Here is a 16,491-nt window from a genome sequence, read left to right on the forward strand (position 1 = left end):
CTCGACCCTCTATCCAGCTGTGAGCGATCTCTCTCGAGCTTTCACCGTGTGTGCCCCCACGCCCGCGGTTCCAGTTCAACCACAACGTAAGCAAACAGGAGCAATTGTGGCTGTCAAGATCCGTCTGAAGCGTCTCGGTAAGATCCGTGCGCCCTACTACCGCATCGTCGTCGCCGACTCGCGCACCAAGCGCGATGGTCGTGTCCTCGAGGAGATCGGTCAGTACCACCCGACCGAGGAGCCCTCGGTCATCAAGATCGAGTCCGAGCGTGCGCTCTACTGGCTCGGCGTCGGCGCGCAGCCGACCGAGCAGGTCGCGGCCCTCCTCAAGCTGACCGGCGACTGGGCCAAGTTCAAGGGCGAGAAGGACACCGCGTCCAAGGTCAAGGTCGCCGAGCCGAAGCAGGCCTTCCAGGTCGACTCCTCGAAGAAGGCCGTCCTCAAGCCGAAGTCGGAGAAGACGGCTCCCGCCGCCAAGACCGACGACGCCGAGACCGCCGACGAGACGACCGAGGCGTAGTCCTTGCTCGAATCCGCGCTGACGCACCTCGTCAAGGGGATCGTCGATCACCCTGACGACGTGCGCGTCGCCAGCTCCACCTCCCCGCGGGGCGAGGTCCTCGAGGTGCGCGTGCACCCCGAGGACCTCGGCCGCGTGATCGGACGTGCCGGGCGGACCGCCAAGGCACTCCGCACCCTCGTCTCGGCCCTGGCCGACGGCAAGCGGGTGCGGGTCGACGTGGTCGACACCGATTCCTAGGGAGACGACCCAGCTCCGGGTGGGTCGAATCACGAAGGCACACGGGCTCAAGGGCGGCATCAAGCTCGAGCTCTACACCGACGACCCGGATCGTCGGTTCACCCCCGGTGCCACGTTCACGCTCCAGGTCCCCGACGACTCACCGTGGTCGGGCAAGACCCTCGAGCTGGACGAGCTCCGCTGGTACAACGGTCACCCCGTCGCGTTCTTCGCCGGGATCGACGACCGCACCGGCGCCGAGTCGCTCGCCCGGATCATCCTCTGGGTCGAACAGGACGCCGACGCCGAGACCGGCGAGGACGACGCCTGGTACGACCACCAGCTCGTCGGGCTGAAGGTGCTGCGCGACGGCGTCGAGGTCGGCACCGTCGCCCGCGTGGACCACATGCCGGCGCAGGACCTGCTCGCGATCGACACCCCGTCGCGCGGCGAGGTCCTCGTGCCGTTCGTCGCGGCGATCGTGCCCGCGGTCGACATCGCGTCCGGCACCGTCACGGTCACGCCGCCGCAGGGCCTGTTCGAGGACCCCGAGGACACATCACGTCCCGAGACGGTCACGGACTAGCAGCCGTGCGCATCGACATCGTCACGATCTTCCCGGAGTTCTTCTCCGTGCTGGACGTGTCCCTGCTCGGCAAGGCCCGCTCCGGTGGGCTGCTCGACCTGCACGTGCACGACCTGCGCTCCTGGACGACCGACCGGCACCGCACCGTCGACGACACCCCGTACGGCGGTGGCGCCGGCATGGTGATGAAGCCGGAACCGTGGGCGCAGGCGCTCGAAGCCCTGCTCCGGCCGGACGGCTCGTCGACCCTCGTGGTCCCGACACCCGCCGGCACACCGTTCACGCAGTCCATCGCCCGCTCGCTCGCCTCGACCTCCGACCACCTCGTGTTCGCCTGCGGGCGGTACGAGGGCATCGACGCCCGCGTCTTCGAGTGGGCGGCGTCACGCTGCTCGGTCGTCGAGCTCTCGCTCGGCGACTACGTGCTGAACGGTGGCGAGGTCGCGGCGATGGCCATGATCGAGGCCGTCGGGCGACTCGTCCCCGGCGTCGTCGGCAACCCCGAGTCCCTGGTCGAGGAGTCCCACGAGGACGGCCTGCTCGAGTACCCCTCGTACACGAAGCCCGCGTCCTGGCGCGACCACGACGTGCCCGAGGTGCTGCTCAGCGGCCACCACGGCAGGGTCGCCGCGTGGCGGCACGAGCAGCAGGTGGAGCGGACGCGGCGCGTCCGGCCGGACCTGCTGCCCGACTCGTAGCGCCTTCCTGCCTCCCCCCCCGAGACTCGGGCTGAGCGACAGTTCTAGCGGTCGCGATCGCGAGAACTGTCGCTGGGCATGAGACTCGGCTCCGCCGTTTCGGACTGGAGGCGCGGGGCGGGCCCGCACCGCGCCTCCAGTCCGTCAGGTGGTCGCGCCGGCGCGCTGGGCGCGACGCAGGGTCAGGACCTCGGGTCCGGCCTCGGTGACCGCCACCGTGTGCTCGACGTGCGCTGCGCGCGAGCCGTCGACGCTCCGCAGCGTCCAGCCGTCGTCGTCCTGGTACAGCTCGTCGGTGCCCTGCATGAGCCACGGCTCGATCGCGACCACCAGGCCCGGCCGGAGCTTCAGACCGCGACCGGGACGTCCGTCGTTCGGCACGTGCGGGTCCCCGTGCATCGTGCGACCGACTCCGTGCCCGCCGAACTGCAGGTTGACGCCGTAGCCCGCCCGCTTCGCCACGTGCCCGATCGCGTGCGACACGTCGCCGAGCTTGTTGCCGGGCGCAGCCTGCGCGATGCCAGCGGCCAGGGCGCGCTCGACGGTGTCGATGAGCGTCTGGTCCTCGTCGCGGGGCGTTCCGACCTGCACCGACACGGCCGAGTCCGCCACCCAGCCGTCGACGCTCGCGGCGAAGTCGAGGCTGACGAGGTCGCCGTCCTGCAGCACGTGGTCGAACGGCAGGCCGTGCAGCGCGGCGTCGTTCACCGAGGTGCACAGGTTCTTGCCGAACGGCGACTTGCCGAACGAGGGGTGGTAGTCGACGTAGCAGCTCTCGGCACCCCGGTCGGCGATCATCCGGGCGGCGACGCGGTCGAGCTCGAGCAGGTTCACGCCGACGTCGACGGTGTCGAGCAGTTCGTCGAGGACGTCGGCCACGAACCGACCGGCGGCGCGGAGGCCGTCGAGTTCCGTGGGGGTGCGCAGTTCGATCATGGGTCCATCCTCGCTGTTTTGCCCCCGGCGTTCCGTGTGGCAGTATGGATCGCTGTGCCCTGGCTGGACTCTGCCACGGGGGAGTCGCCGACACCGGGCACGCACCACCACTTCATCAGACATCGATCCGCGGCGACCCGTGTGCGTCCGCAGAGAGTAGAACAGCCATGAGCCAGCTCCTCGACAACGTCGACGCAGCATCGCTGCGGACCGACGTCCCGGATTTCCGCGCCGGTGACACCATCAAGGTGCACGTGAACATCGTGGAAGGCACGCGCTCGCGTATCCAGGTCTTCCAGGGTGTCGTCATCGGCCGCCAGGGCCACGGCATCGGCGAGACCTTCAAGGTCCGCAAGGTGAGCTTCCAGGTCGGCGTCGAGCGCTGGTTCCCGGTGCACTCGCCGATCATCGACCACATCGAGATCGTCACCAAGGGTGACGTCCGTCGCGCGAAGCTCTACTACCTGCGCGAACTGCGCGGCAAGGCGGCCCGCCGCAAGATCAAGGAGAAGCGCGACGCCTGATCGCCTTCACAGTGAGCGTCCGCGAGCCGGACGCCGCTGCTGGCCCCTCGCCGATGTACGGTTGTGCATCGACGGGGGGCTTTCCCTTTGCGCCCGCTGAACCCGGGCGGGCACGTGTGAACGAGAGCGGAAATGACGGACACGACTGAGGAATCCGGGCGCAGACCCCGGCCCGAGAAGCAGCGCAACGGGGTCCTCACATTCCTCCGCGACCTCGTCATCATCTTCATCGCGGCGCTGCTCGTGTCGTTCTTGGTCAAGACGTTCCTGATCCGCTCGTTCTACATCCCGTCGGCGTCGATGGAGAACACGCTGCAGATCAACGACCGCGTGATCGTCAACGAACTCGTCCCGGGTGTCGTGGCGCTGAAACGCGGCGACGTCGTCGTGTTCAAGGACCCGGGTGGATGGCTCGCCGGGTCCGAGGTGCCGAGCGTCACGCCGGACACCCAGCCCGCCAAGGCGATCGACTGGGTCCTGACGCAGATCGGCCTCGGGACCGGTGACAGCGACGACCACCTCATCAAGCGAGTGATCGGTCTGCCGGGGGACAAGGTCTCCTGCTGCAACGACCTCGGGCAGATGTCCGTGAACGGCGTCCCGATCAAGGAGCCGTACCTCAAGCTGCCAGCCGGCGCTCCCGCCTCGGCGACCGACTTCTCCGTCACCGTGCCGAAGGGCACCATCTGGGTGATGGGCGACAACCGCAACGACTCCAAGGACTCCCGGTACAACGGGGACACACCGTCGAAGGGGTTCGTGCCGTTGTCCGACGTGACCGGCCGTGCGTTCGTGATCTCCTGGCCGACGAGCCGCTGGACGTGGCTCGACGACCACCCCGAGGTGTTCGCCGGGGTGGAGGAGCGCGACCAGTGACACCCGTCCGCCCCTCCCTCCGCGTCGAGAAGCGGCTGCTGGCCGACGGCCGTGTCACGGTCATCGGGATGGACGAGGTCGGACGCGGTGCGATCGCCGGTCCCGTCGGCGTGGGCGTCGCGGCCGTGACGATCGACGTCGGCCGGGTGCCGCAGGGTCTGGCTGACTCGAAGCTGCTGTCCGCAACCCGCCGGACGGACCTGGTCCCCGTCGTCACCCGGTGGGCACGCACGGCCGTCGGCATGGCGTCCGCCGAGTACGTCGACCGGCAGGGGATCGTCCCGGCGCTCGGAGCCGCGGGGGCGCAGGCGCTCGAGTCGCTGGTCGCCGACGGGCTGTCGCTCGACGGCGCAGTGGTCGTGCTGGACGGTTCGTTCGACTGGCTGACCCGTGCCGTCCCCACCTCGCTCCGTCCGACGACGGACCCGCTCGAGGTCGTCGTGCAGGTCAAGGCCGACCGGGACTGCGCCTCGGTCGCCGCAGCGTCGATCGTGGCGAAGGTCGCGCGGGACGCCCTGATGATCGCGGCGCACGACGAGGCACCCCACTACGCCTGGGCGTCGAACAAGGGCTACGGCTCGACCGCGCACTACGACGCCATCCGCGCGGTCGGGGCGCACGCGCTGCACCGGAAGTCGTGGTTGCACCAGGCGTCGAGCGTGTCACTGGACGGCTTCGACGCGCTCGTCAGCTGAGGCGCTGCGGTCGCCCCTGCCCGGCGGTGGCCTCAGCGGTCCTGCCGCGGCGGCGGCCCGTTCGGCGGCCCTCAAGGTTCCGAGATCTCGGCATCTCGGCGCACGCCCGGTGCCGCTGCGGAACCTCGGCAGAGCGCACGCGGCGTGTTGTGGAACCTCGGTGAGCTCGTTGGGGAGCGGCCGGCCTCGGTGCGTTCGCCCTTCACGTTCGCGGCGCTGGGGCACATGGCTGCGGGGTGGTCGCGCACTGGTGCGGCTGCCGCCGTAGACTGTGGGCGCAATGGATGAAGACGAATTCGACGACTACGACCGCGAGGTCGAGCTGGCCCTGTACCGCGAGTACCGCGACGTCGTGTCGCAGTTCCGCTACGTGGTCGAGACCGAGCGGCGTTTCTACCTGGCGAACGAGGTCGAACTCGTACGCCGGGACACCGAACACGATTTCTACTTCGAACTGACGATGAACGACGTCTGGGTGTGGGACGTCTACCGTTCCGACCGGTTCGTGAAGGGCGTCCGCGTCCTCACCTTCAAGGACGTGAATGTCGAAGAACTGACATCGCGAGAACTCGAACTGCCGAAGGAACTCGCACTCGACGAGTGATCGTCAATTCCGGTGCATTCGGTGAATCGCCGGTGATCGGTGACGTGCCGGAATTCCACGCGCTATTCTGGTCGGGATTTCCCGTCCAATGAACAGGAGCCGCGCATGGCACAGAAGGTCACCGTCCAGCTCGTCGACGACCTCGACGATTCCCCCATCACCACCGGTGAAGGTCGCACGGTCGAATTCGGTTTCGACGGCTCGTCGTACGAGATCGACCTGACGAACGACAACGTCGACAAGTTCCGCGAAGCGATCTCCGACTACATCGCCGCAGCGCGCAAGGTCTCCGGTCGTCGCACCGGCAGCATGGTGCCGAAGTCGACCCCGAAGCGCGGCAACTCCGAAGAGCTCGGCAAGATCCGCGAGTGGGCGAAGGAGAACGGCTACGAGGTCTCGACCCGTGGTCGCATCTCGACCCAGGTGCAGGAAGCGTACGCAGCCGCACACTGAGCCGCTGTCGACGAAGGACCCGGGTGATCGTGATCACCCGGGTCCTTCGTCATTCCTCCCCAAGGGCGATCGTCGTCGTCTGATTCCACAGAGCCGTCGTCGGCGCCCACCCACGCTGCCGTTCCCGCGATCGTTGCCGTGGAGGCAATGACATGGAACAGAAGCTGCATGATCGCCCCGGACGAACACTCCGGAACAGCCGCCTGGGGCGGTTCGGCGAGGACCAGGCCGTGGCGTGGTTGCACGAACGGGGATTCCGGGTCCTCGAGCGGAATTGGCGGTGTGCCCGGGGCGAGATCGACATCGTCGCGTGGGATTCCTGCACACTCGCGTTCATCGAGGTGAAGACGCGATCCGGTACGACGACGGGGCATCCGTTCGAGGCGATCACGGCGACGAAGCGCACCCGGATGCGACGACTCGTGGCCGAGTGGTTCGACGCCCATCCGGAGGTGTCGGCACGCGCGATCCGCATCGACGTCGTCGCGGTCCACGTCGACGGCCCCCGGGCGGTCGTGCACCACGTGGCGGGTGTGCTGTGACGGGCATCGGGCGCGCTGCGGCTGTCGCCCTGCTCGGCGTGACCGGGCGCCGGATCGAGGTCGAGGCCCACCTGACCAGCCAGCTGCCCGCCTTCAGCATCATCGGACTGCCGGACACCTCGCTCGGCGAGGCGCGCGAGCGGGTCCGTGCCGCCGCTGCGAACGCCGGGTGTCCGTTGCCGGCTCGCCGGATCACGGTGAACCTGACGCCGGCGGCGATCCCGAAACGGGGTTCCGGGTTCGACCTGGCGATCGCGATGGCCGTGCTCGCCGGCGCCGGACTCGCACCCGAGGTCAGTGAGCGGATCGTCTACATCGGGGAGCTCGGTCTGGATGGTCGGGTCCGACCGGTCGCCGGCGTCATCCCGATGCTGCTCGCCGCCCGCGACGCCGGGGCCGACCGGGTCGTGCTGCCGATCGGCAACCTGCCCGAGGCCCGCGTGGTCGACGGCGTGCGCAGCACCGGGGTCGACTCGCTCCGGGCCGCCGCGATCGACGCCGGCGCGCTGCTGCCGCCCGTCGAGGTCGACGCCGTACTACCGGTGCCGGTGCCCTCGGTCCAACGGCCGGTGGCCGAACTGTCGGACGTCGTCGGGAACCCGATCGGGGTGCGCGCCGTCGTCGCGGCGGCGGCCGGAGGGCACCACGCTCTCCTGCTCGGTCCGCCCGGTGCCGGCAAGACGATGCTCGCCGAGCGACTCCCCGGACTCCTGCCTGACCTCGACGACGCGACAGCGCTCGAGGTCGCCGCCGTCCGGTCCGTCGCCGGACTCGGGCCGGCGTCGTGGAGCACGAAGCCCCCGTGGGAGGCCCCGCACCACTCCGCGTCGGCGATCTCGCTGATCGGCGGCGGCTCCGGTGTGCTGCGACCCGGAGCAGTGTCGCGGGCGACCGGCGGCATCCTGTTCCTCGACGAAGCACCGGAGTTCCCCCGAGCGGTGCTCGACGCGCTCCGCCAACCGCTCGAGTCCGGTCGGATCACCATCCACCGGGCTGCGGGCGCCGCCGAGTTCCCGGCGCGGTGCCAGGTCGTGCTCGCTGCCAACCCCTGCCCGTGCGGCAACGCCGGCGGAGCGCACGGGCAGCCGTGTGAGTGTCCGCCGAGTGCGGTCCGGCGGTACCTCGGGCGGATGTCCGGACCGCTGCTCGACCGGATGGACATCCGGGTGCTCGTACCCCGGGTGACGACCGGGAAGATGCGCGGTGCCGACGGGAGCACCCCGACGACGGCCGAGGCCCGCGACGGTGTCGCCGCGGCCCGCGCTCGGATGGCCGAACGCCTCCGGGGCACCGGGTGGACGAAGAACGCCGAGGTCACCGGGGCCTGGCTGCGTGCGGACGGTCGGATCGAACCGGGTTCGACCACCGAGCTCGACCGGGCGCTCGACCTCGGCACCCTGACCATGCGCGGGTGGGACCGGGTGATGCGGCTCGCGTGGACCCTCGCCGACCTCGAAGCGGTCGACCGTCCGAGCAGAGCGCACGTCCGGGGCGCCCTCGCCCTGCGGAGCGCGCTGTGAGCGGCGTCGGGCCCGGCCACGGCAGCGAACTGCTCGCCGCGATCCGGCGGCTCCTCGGGACGGACGAAGCGTCGGATCCGGTCGAGACCGCTGCCCGCGTGGCGTGGTCCGTGATCGTGGAGCCGGGGGACTCCGTCGCCGGTGAACTCATGTCGGCCCTCGGGCCCGAGCGCGCCCTGGGGTCGGTCCTGCTCGCGGCCGACGGTGCGTTCGACGAGCTGCTCGAGCGCTGCGGGGAAGCGGGTGTGCCCGGTGCGGAGGACCCCGATGCGCTCGTTGGTGTGCTGCACACGGCCATCGACCGGTGGCGACCGCGCTTGGTCCGGTCCGACGTGGCCGACGTCGTCGCCTCGGCCGACGCCGTCGGGGCACGACTGCTCGTGCCCGGGTCCGCTGGGTGGCCGACGGCGATCGACGACCTCGGCCCCCACGCACCGCTCGTCCTCTGGATCCGCAGCGCCACGGCGGGTGTCGGCGACGGGGCCCCCGCCCTGGCCGTGGTCGGGTCACGGGCGAACACCGTCGCCGGGGCCGAAGCAGCCGCCGAGATCACCTCGGCCGCCGCGGACGTCGGCTGCACGATCGTCAGCGGCGGCGCCTACGGGATCGACGCGGTCGCACACCGGGTGGCGATCGCCGCGGGGGCCACGACGGTCGCGGTCCTGGCCGGGGGGATCGACCAGCTCTACCCCGCCGGCAACGTGCAGCTGCTCCACAACGTCGCTCGGCAGGGTGCCCTGGTGGCGGAGTCGGCACCGGGGACCCGTCCGACCCGGTGGCGTTTCCTGGCCCGGAACCGGTTGATCGCCGCCCTCGCCGACGCCGCCGTCGTCGTCGAGGCCGGCGCGCGGTCCGGTGCGCTCAACACCGCGCACCACGCCGGGCAGCTCGGTCGCCCGGTGTTCGCCGTCCCGGGGGCGTTCGCGTCCTCGGCGTCGGTCGGGTGCCACCGGCTCGTGGCACAGGGCCGGGCGCAGCTCGTCGTGCACCCGGGGGACCCGGTCGCCGCGATGCGTCCCGTGGCCGCGTCCGGTGCGTCCGCGGTTGCGGACGAACCCCTCGTGTCGGTCCAGCGCGATCCCGAGGTCGTCCGGGTCCTCGACGCGCTCGGCCGTCGTGCCCTGCCGGAGGCCGAGATCGCTCGACGGTCCGGGCTGTCAGGAGCCGACGTGGCGGATGCTCTCGCGCTCGCGCAACTGCAGGGGCTCGTGGCGCACAGCAGCGGCGGGTGGGGCCGCGCATGACGTCGGCCAGCCGTACGCTGACGACGTGGCGGACCGAGCAGAGCAGAAGGAAGCGCGACTCGTGGCAGCGGTCGACTCGTTCCTCGGGCACGCTCGACACGCCAGGGGGCTCAGCGAGCAGACGCTCCGCGCGTACGCGAACGACCTCGACCAGTTCGTCGGGTTCGCCGCCCGACGCGGCGTCGTCGGCATCGACGCGGTCGACCTCGAACTCCTCCGTGACTGGTTGTGGGAAGCCGACCAGCGGGGGCTCGCACGGTCGACGATCGCCCGCCGGTCGTCGTCGGTGCGGGCGTTCACCCGGTGGGCGAGCGAGACCGGGGTGACCGCGACGGACGCCGGTGTGCGGCTCCGTGCGCCGAAGGGCGGTTCGCACCTGCCGCGGGTGGTGTCAGCCGACCAGGTTCGTCAGCTGCTCGACGGCCTCGCGGCCCGTGCAGCGACCGACGATCCCGGGGCGCTGCGGGACCTGGCGCTCGTGGAGCTGCTGTACGCCGCGGCCATCCGGGTGAGCGAGCTCGTCGGCATCGACGTCGCCGACGTCGATCGCGGGCGGCTCACGGTCCGCGTGCTCGGGAAGGGGGGGAAGGAACGGGTCGTTCCGTTCGGTGTCCCGGCCCGTGACGCACTCGAGGCGTGGACGTCGCGGGGGCGTCCGACCCTCGCGGCGCGGGCCGACGTACCGAGCACAGCACTGTTCCTCGGCGACCAGGGCGGCCGGCTCGGGGTGCGCAGTGCGTACCGCGTGGTGGCTCGCCTGCTCGGGGACCTCCCCGGCGAAGGGCCGAGCGGACCGCACACCTTCCGGCACACCGCGGCGACGCACCTGCTCGACGGGGGAGCGGACCTGCGGGCGGTCCAGGAACTGCTCGGGCACGCGAGCCTCGGGACGACGCAGATCTACACGCACGTGTCCTCGGCACGGCTGCGCGAGGTCTACCGGACCGCTCACCCGCGCGCCTGACGCTCACCCCGGCCAGGCGGACTCCGGCAACAGCACGGGCCACTCGGCCGGGGGAAGGTACGCCGTCGGGTCCACGTAGCGGCCGTCGACCCGCGCGCCGAGGTGCAGACACGGTGCCGAGGCCGGGCAGTGCCCCACGGACACCCGGCCGACCGGATCACCCTGGCGGACGTCGTCCCCGGCGGCGACGAGTGGCTGCACCGAGTCGAGGGTGCTGACGAGCCCTCCGCCGTGGTCGATCGTCACGACGCTCCTGCCGCCCACCGGTCCGGCGAACGCCACCGTACCGTCGTCGACCGCCGCCGCGGTCGTGCCGAGCGGCGCCGGGACGTCGATCCCGCGGTGACCGGCGGCGTAGTCGTCGGACGGTGGTTCCCACCCGCGCTCGACCACCCGCGAGCCGGTCGGCCAGACCCACGGCTCGGCAGCACGGGCGGCCGCCGTGCGGTCCCGATGGCCGCGGAGGTCCTGCGGCGCGGGCCCAGGCGCGAGCCCAGGCGCGGGCCCGGGTGCGGGCCCGGGTGCGGGCCCAGGTGCGGGCCCAGGCGCGGGCAACGACGCGGTGGCCATCCCGGACGCCCCCAACATCCCGACCACCACCACCACCGCGACGACCGGGGGGAGCCGAGTGCCGGAGCCGGGGAACAGGAACATGCCGCCACTCTGTCCGCCCGGGACCGGCCACACGACCGAGGTGAGGCGGTCCGTGGAGGGCGGGGCGGGCCTCCCGGCCTGTGGAGGGACGACGCGACCGCAACGAACGAGCATGCGGACGCGTCTCGCGACGAAGCGCGAGGCGATCGACGCGTGGACTGTCGGAGAGGTCGTGCGCAGGCCCAGCCCCCGACCCGACCGCCCCGCGCCCGGGCGCACCCGGTTATGACCACATCCGCCACGAGGAGTACAGTCGGGGCCGCTCCGGACCACGCAACGCCGCACGGACGGCGAACGAGCCGACCGCCGGGGCACCGTGCCCACAGCAGCACGGCCGGCAGAACCCAGGAGCATCGTGTCCAACACAGCCACCGGGCACGGCGAGGACCGTGCGTTCAAGGGGAAGGTCACCGCGTTCGCCATCGCAGCAGCGGTGGGCGGTTTCCTCTTCGGTTTCGACTCGTCGGTCATCAACGGCGCCGTCGAGGCCATCAAGGGCGAGTTCGGCCTGTCCGAGGCGGCGAGCGGCTTCGCGGTCGCGTCCGCACTCATCGGCTGTGCGTTCGGCGCCTACTTCGCCGGTCGACTCGCTGACCGCTGGGGCCGCACCCGGGTCATGTTCTGGGCCGCCGTCCTGTTCTTGGTGAGCTCGATCGGCTCCGGCTTCGCGTTCGCCACGTGGGACTTCGTCCTGTGGCGTCTCGTCGGTGGCCTCGGCATCGGTACGGCCTCGGTGATCGCGCCGGCGTACATCTCCGAGGTCTCGCCGAAGGCGATCCGCGGGCGTCTCGCCTCGTTCCAGCAGCTCGCCATCACGCTCGGTATCTTCGCCGCGCTGCTCTCCGACCAGTTCTTCGCCGTCACCGCTGGTGGCGCCTCCGAGGTCGTCCTCGGCCTGCCGGCCTGGCGCTGGATGTTCCTGGTCGGCGTGATCCCGTCGGTGGTCTACGGCATCCTGGCGATCACGCTGCCGGAGTCGCCGCGGTACCTGCTCGCCAAGGGACGGACGGAGGACGCCCGTGCGGTCATGACGAAGATCGTCCCGCGCGACACGGTGAACACGAGCCTGGAGGAGATCCAGGACGGCATCAAGAAGGAAGCCAACGAGAAGAAGGGCTCCATCCGGGGCAACCGCTTCGGCCTGCAGCCCATCGTCTGGGTCGGGATCATCCTGGCGGTGCTGCAGCAGTTCGTCGGCATCAACGTGATCTTCTACTACTCGACGACGCTCTGGCAGGCGGTCGGGTTCAAGGAGAGCGACTCGTTCCTCATCTCGACGATCACGTCGGTGGTCAACGTCGCGGTCACGTTCATCGCGATCTTCCTGGTCGACAAGGTCGGTCGGAAGCCGCTGCTCGTCACCGGTTCCGCCGGCATGTTCGTGTCGCTGGCGATGGTCGCGATCGCGTTCTCGCAGTCGACGATCGTGGACGGCAACCCGAGCCTGCCCGGCTCGTGGGGCGTCATCGCCCTCGTCTTCGCGAACCTGTTCGTCGTGTCGTTCGGTGCGACGTGGGGTCCGCTCATGTGGGTACTGCTCGGCGAGATGTTCCCGAACCGCATCCGTGCCACGGCGCTCGGCATCGGCTCGGCCGCCAACTGGGTCGCGAACTTCATCGTCACGATCACCTTCCCGGTGCTGTCCGGCTTCAACCTGACGGTCACGTACGGCATCTACGCGCTGTTCGCGCTGATCTCGTTCTTCTTCGTCATCGCGAAGATCCCCGAGACCAAGGGTCGCTCGCTCGAGGAGATGGGCATCTCCGCCGAGGGCGACACGGTGAACGCGAAGGCGTGATCAGACGCGCCTGACACACCCAGAACACCGGACGGGGCCCACGCCGCCGGTTCCGGCCCGTCGCGCCAGCGACGGGCCGGCCGTGCCGGTGGGGAGGCCCGGATCACGTCAGCCGGTCGGCGCGCGTGATCCGGGCCTCCCGTCTGCTAGCATTTCTCCAGCAGTGCGCTGATGCGCGCTGACTTCGCGTGTCCACCAAGCCGCTTTCGGCTCGGTACCCGACCACCGGTCCTGCTCTCACGAGCGGGCGGTCGCGTGCCAGGACACCAGGGATCACGACCTCCGGTCGTGCTCGACACAACCGCAACAGGGGCACAGCGCAGCTGTGCGCCGAGAACACAGAAGGAGGACGGCACATGGCCGTCGTCACCATCCGCCAGCTGCTCGACAGCGGCGTCCACTTCGGACACCAGACCCGTCGGTGGAACCCGAAGGTGAAGCGCTTCATCCTCGCCGAGCGCTCGGGCATCCACATCATCGACCTGCAGCAGTCGCTGGCCTTCATCGACCGCGCGTACGACTTCGTCAAGGAGACGGTCGCGCACGGTGGCACGATCCTCTTCGTGGGCACCAAGAAGCAGGCGCAGGGCTCCATCGCCGAGCAGGCGACCCGCGTCGGCCAGCCGTACGTCAACCAGCGTTGGCTCGGCGGTCTGCTCACGAACTTCCAGACGGTCTCCAAGCGCCTCGCGCGCATGAAGGAGCTCGAGGAGATCGACTTCGACGACACGACGAAGGGCTTCACCAAGAAGGAGCTCCTCATCAAGAAGCGCGAGCTGGACAAGCTCCACAAGACCCTCGGTGGTATCCGCAACCTCACGCGGACCCCGAGCGCGCTCTGGATCGTCGACACCAAGAAGGAGCACCTCGCCGTCGACGAGGCGCAGAAGCTCGGTATCCCGATCATCGGCATCCTCGACACCAACTGCGACCCCGACGAGATCACGTACCCGATCCCGGGCAACGACGACGCGATCCGCTCCGTCGGCCTCCTCACCCGCATCGTCGCCGACGCCGCGGCCGAGGGCCTGAAGACCCGCCACAACGGTGGCGACGACGAAGCGGCCGCAGAGCCCCTCGCCGAGTGGGAGCAGGAGCTCCTCAGCGGCGGCGACGCCGCGACGCCGTCCGCCGACGCCGCTCCCGAGGGCGCGACCGTCGAGGAGAACAACGCTGACGCGCAGGTCGCCGCGAAGGAGATCGGCGAGCCGATCGCCGACGACGCGAAGAACGCGGAGCCGACGGCCGAGGCCGAGGCAGCCGCGGAGACCACCCCCGCCGAGTGACCTGTCGCAGGCGCCGGATCCGATCGGGTCCGGCGCCTGCTTCACCACTCTCCACACACGTACCGTCCAGAAAGGACAGTCAATGGCAAACTTCACCGCTGCTGACGTGAAGAAGCTCCGCGAGGACCTCGGCGCCGGCATGATGGACGCGAAGAACGCGCTCGTCGAGGCCGACGGCGACTACGACAAGGCCGTCGAGCTGCTCCGCATCAAGGGTGCGAAGGCCGTCGCCAAGCGCGACGACCGTGCCACCTCGGAGGGCGTCGTCGTCGCTTCCGCCGAGAACGGCGCCGCCACGGTCGTCGAGCTCGCGAGCGAGACCGACTTCGTCGCGAAGAACGAGAAGTTCACGACGCTGGCCGACAAGGTGCTCGGGGCCGTCGCGGCCGCCGGTGCTGCTGACGTCGCCGCCGCGAACGCCGCCCCCGTCGACGGCAAGACCGTCCTCGAGGTCGTCAACGAGTCGGCCGCCGCACTGGGCGAGAAGCTCGAGGTCCGCACGGTTCGCCGTGTCGAGGGCTCGGCCTTCGAGATCTACCTGCACAAGACCAGCCAGGACCTGCCGCCGCAGATCGCCGTCGTCATCGCGTACGAGGGTGACAACGCTGCCGAGGCCCGCTCGATCGCCCAGCACGTCGCGTTCGCGAACCCGACGTACCTGACCCGCGACGAGGTCCCGGCGGACGAGATCGCCAAGGAGCGTGCGACCGTCGAGGCGATCACGCGCGAGGAGGGCAAGCCCGAGGCTGCGCTCCCGAAGATCGTCGAGGGTCGGGTGAACGCCTACATCAAGCAGGTGTCGCTCCTCGACCAGGACTACGCGAAGGACAACAAGATCTCCGTCGCGAAGGCCGCCGAGAACGCCGGCATCACGATCCAGGGCTTCGCCCGCGTCAAGGTCGGCGCGTAACGAACCCGTGACGGGGTCAGGAACCAACCAGGTTCCTGGCCCCGTTTTTCGCGCCTCCGGACGCGACACACACGCGACACATCCGCGAGTACATTTCCACGAGACCACGACGAAGGGTGCGATCAGATGACCGACGAGAAGACCGGACGACGCCGCGTACTGCTGAAGCTGTCGGGAGAGGCCTTCGGGGCCGGATCGCTCGGTGTGAACCCCGACGTGATCGGGGCCATCGCCAAGGAGATCGCCGTCGCCGCGCGCGAGGTGGAGATCGCGATCGTCGTCGGCGGGGGCAACTTCTTCCGCGGCGCCGAGCTCTCGCAGCGCGGCATGGACCGCGGCCGCGCCGACTACATGGGCATGCTCGGCACCGTGATGAACGCGCTCGCACTGCAGGACTTCCTCGAGCAGGCCGGGGCCGCTACGCGCGTGCAGTCGGCCATCGCGATGACCCAGGTCGCCGAGCCGTACATCCCGCGGCGCGCCGAGCGACACCTCGAGAAGGGTCGCGTCGTCATCTTCGGCGCCGGCGCCGGTCTGCCGTACTTCTCGACCGACACGGTGGCCGCGCAGCGAGCGCTCGAGATCAAGGCCGACGAGGTCCTCGTCGCCAAGAACGGTGTCGACGGCGTGTACACGGCGGACCCGAAGAAGGACGCCACGGCCGAGAAGCTGCACCACGTGACCTACCAGGACGCGCTCCTGAAGGGCCTGAAGGTCGTCGACGCCACCGCGTTCTCGCTCTGCATGGACAACGGCATGCCGATGCACGTCTTCGGCATGGAGGGCGAGGGCAACGTCCAGGCCGCCATCCGTGGCGAGCGCATCGGCACGGTGGTCAGCAACTGACCCGCACCGCTGACTAGACTCGACGCCAGTACCGAAGGAGTAACACCGTGATCAGTGATGTCCTGACCGAAGCCACCGAGAAGATGGCGAAGGCTGTCGAGGTCGCCAAGGACGACTTCTCGACCGTCCGCACCGGCCGCATCAACGCGGCGCTCTTCCAGAAGATCCCGGTCGAGTACTACGGCACGCCGACGCCGCTCGCGCAGCTCGCGTCGCTGCAGACGCCCGAGGCCCGCACGCTCATCGTGACGCCGTACGACAAGACGGCGCTCAAGGAGATCGAGCGCGCGATCGCGACGTTCCCGAACCTCGGCGCCAGCCCGACGAACGACGGCGACATCGTCCGCGTGACGATCCCGGAGCTCACCAAGGACCGCCGCAAGGAGTTCGTCAAGCTCGTGCGGACGAAGGGCGAGGACCACAAGGTCGTCATCCGGAACATCCGCCGCAAGGCCAAGGACGACCTCGACGCACTCAAGGGCGAGATCTCGGACGACGAGATCTCGCGCGGCGACAAGGACCTCGAGGCCCTGACGAAGAAGCACGTCGACCAGATCGACGAGTCGCTGAAGAAGAAGGAAGCCGAACTCCTCGAGGTCTGATGCGGCGCCCGGAC

General features: G+C 70.1%; 20 protein-coding genes. 18 read left to right on the top strand and 2 right to left on the bottom strand.

The genetic code is table 11. The features are described from left to right. Positions 1-106 precede the first annotated feature (106 nt). The 4 genes from rpsP to trmD are packed head-to-tail and all read left to right on the top strand — an operon-like array spanning position 107 to position 2,023. Positions 107-520: a 30S ribosomal protein S16 gene (gene rpsP, locus ABH929_RS10570; protein WP_111086066.1), complete on the top strand. Its 414-nt coding sequence runs from the start codon at positions 107-109 to the stop codon at positions 518-520. A 3-nt stretch (positions 521-523) separates the two neighbouring features. After that, positions 524-760, top strand: a complete 237-nt coding sequence (locus tag ABH929_RS10575) for an RNA-binding protein (protein WP_111086067.1) — start codon at positions 524-526, stop codon at positions 758-760. Positions 761-779: 19 nt separating this feature from the next. Further along, a complete protein-coding gene (gene rimM / locus ABH929_RS10580) occupies positions 780-1,325 on the top strand; it encodes a ribosome maturation factor RimM (RefSeq protein ID WP_123294799.1) in 546 nt (181 codons plus the stop codon). Positions 1,326-1,330: 5 nt separating this feature from the next. Beyond that, the gene (gene trmD / locus ABH929_RS10585) at positions 1,331-2,023 is read left to right on the top strand and encodes a tRNA (guanosine(37)-N1)-methyltransferase TrmD (protein WP_205462607.1); all 693 of its coding nucleotides are present in this window, start codon (positions 1,331-1,333) and stop codon (positions 2,021-2,023) included. A 144-nt stretch (positions 2,024-2,167) separates the two neighbouring features. On the opposite strand, the gene map is transcribed toward trmD, so the two are convergent. Continuing rightward, positions 2,168-2,959: a type I methionyl aminopeptidase gene (gene map / locus ABH929_RS10590; RefSeq protein WP_263091513.1), complete on the bottom strand. Its 792-nt coding sequence runs from the start codon at positions 2,957-2,959 to the stop codon at positions 2,168-2,170. A gap of 167 nt (positions 2,960-3,126) precedes the next feature. On the opposite strand from map, the gene rplS reads away from it, so the two are divergent. The 9 genes from rplS (at position 3,127) to ABH929_RS10635 (ending at position 10,381) form a co-directional block, all read left to right on the top strand. Then, positions 3,127-3,483, top strand: coding sequence for a 50S ribosomal protein L19 (gene rplS / locus ABH929_RS10595; protein ID WP_123339832.1), 357 nt, complete (start codon positions 3,127-3,129; stop codon positions 3,481-3,483). 132 nt (positions 3,484-3,615) lie between these two features. Further along, positions 3,616-4,359: a signal peptidase I gene (lepB, locus tag ABH929_RS10600; protein WP_205462605.1), complete on the top strand. Its 744-nt coding sequence runs from the start codon at positions 3,616-3,618 to the stop codon at positions 4,357-4,359. Next, positions 4,356-5,054, top strand: coding sequence for a ribonuclease HII (locus ABH929_RS10605; RefSeq protein ID WP_263091514.1), 699 nt, complete (start codon positions 4,356-4,358; stop codon positions 5,052-5,054). The genes lepB and ABH929_RS10605 overlap by 4 nt, the downstream gene beginning before the upstream one ends. 280 nt (positions 5,055-5,334) lie before the next feature. Continuing rightward, the gene (locus tag ABH929_RS10610) at positions 5,335-5,658 is read left to right on the top strand and encodes a DUF2469 family protein (protein WP_111086072.1); all 324 of its coding nucleotides are present in this window, start codon (positions 5,335-5,337) and stop codon (positions 5,656-5,658) included. A gap of 105 nt (positions 5,659-5,763) precedes the next feature. Further along, positions 5,764-6,111 (top strand): Lsr2 family protein, encoded by a 348-nt coding sequence (locus ABH929_RS10615; RefSeq protein WP_404561184.1) that lies wholly within the window; start codon positions 5,764-5,766, stop codon positions 6,109-6,111. Between the two features lie 152 nt (positions 6,112-6,263). Next, on the top strand, positions 6,264-6,653 hold the full coding sequence (locus ABH929_RS10620; RefSeq protein ID WP_263091517.1) for a YraN family protein: 390 nt from the start codon (positions 6,264-6,266) through the stop codon (positions 6,651-6,653). Then, a complete protein-coding gene (locus ABH929_RS10625; protein ID WP_263091518.1) occupies positions 6,650-8,173 on the top strand; it encodes a YifB family Mg chelatase-like AAA ATPase in 1,524 nt (507 codons plus the stop codon). Before ABH929_RS10620 ends, ABH929_RS10625 begins: the two co-directional genes overlap by 4 nt. Then, a complete protein-coding gene (gene dprA, locus ABH929_RS10630) occupies positions 8,170-9,417 on the top strand; it encodes a DNA-processing protein DprA (RefSeq protein ID WP_404561186.1) in 1,248 nt (415 codons plus the stop codon). The genes ABH929_RS10625 and dprA overlap by 4 nt, the downstream gene beginning before the upstream one ends. Positions 9,418-9,442: 25 nt before the next feature. Beyond that, on the top strand, positions 9,443-10,381 hold the full coding sequence (locus ABH929_RS10635; RefSeq protein ID WP_263091520.1) for a tyrosine recombinase XerC: 939 nt from the start codon (positions 9,443-9,445) through the stop codon (positions 10,379-10,381). A 3-nt stretch (positions 10,382-10,384) separates the two neighbouring features. On the opposite strand, the gene ABH929_RS10640 is transcribed toward ABH929_RS10635, so the two are convergent. Continuing rightward, complete coding sequence (locus ABH929_RS10640; RefSeq protein WP_205462600.1) at positions 10,385-10,774, bottom strand: M23 family metallopeptidase; 390 nt, start codon at positions 10,772-10,774, stop codon at positions 10,385-10,387. A gap of 616 nt (positions 10,775-11,390) precedes the next feature. Here ABH929_RS10640 and ABH929_RS10645 point away from each other — a divergent pair. The 5 genes from ABH929_RS10645 to frr all read left to right on the top strand — a co-directional run bounded on the left by ABH929_RS10645 (position 11,391) and on the right by frr (position 16,477). Then, the gene (locus ABH929_RS10645; RefSeq protein WP_263091521.1) at positions 11,391-12,833 is read left to right on the top strand and encodes a sugar porter family MFS transporter; all 1,443 of its coding nucleotides are present in this window, start codon (positions 11,391-11,393) and stop codon (positions 12,831-12,833) included. A gap of 356 nt (positions 12,834-13,189) precedes the next feature. Then, on the top strand, positions 13,190-14,119 hold the full coding sequence (rpsB, locus tag ABH929_RS10650) for a 30S ribosomal protein S2 (RefSeq protein WP_263091522.1): 930 nt from the start codon (positions 13,190-13,192) through the stop codon (positions 14,117-14,119). A gap of 82 nt (positions 14,120-14,201) precedes the next feature. Then, positions 14,202-15,029 carry a translation elongation factor Ts gene (gene tsf, locus ABH929_RS10655; RefSeq protein WP_205462597.1) on the top strand — a complete coding sequence of 276 codons (828 nt, stop codon included), beginning with the start codon at positions 14,202-14,204 and terminating at the stop codon, positions 15,027-15,029. A gap of 126 nt (positions 15,030-15,155) precedes the next feature. Then, positions 15,156-15,875: a UMP kinase gene (gene pyrH, locus ABH929_RS10660; RefSeq protein ID WP_123339825.1), complete on the top strand. Its 720-nt coding sequence runs from the start codon at positions 15,156-15,158 to the stop codon at positions 15,873-15,875. A gap of 47 nt (positions 15,876-15,922) precedes the next feature. Next, positions 15,923-16,477 (top strand): ribosome recycling factor, encoded by a 555-nt coding sequence (gene frr / locus ABH929_RS10665; protein ID WP_111086089.1) that lies wholly within the window; start codon positions 15,923-15,925, stop codon positions 16,475-16,477. Positions 16,478-16,491 lie beyond the last annotated feature (14 nt).

Origin of the sequence: Curtobacterium sp. AB7 (assembly GCF_044909335.1) — a bacterium.
Classification (GTDB): domain Bacteria; phylum Actinomycetota; class Actinomycetes; order Actinomycetales; family Microbacteriaceae; genus Curtobacterium.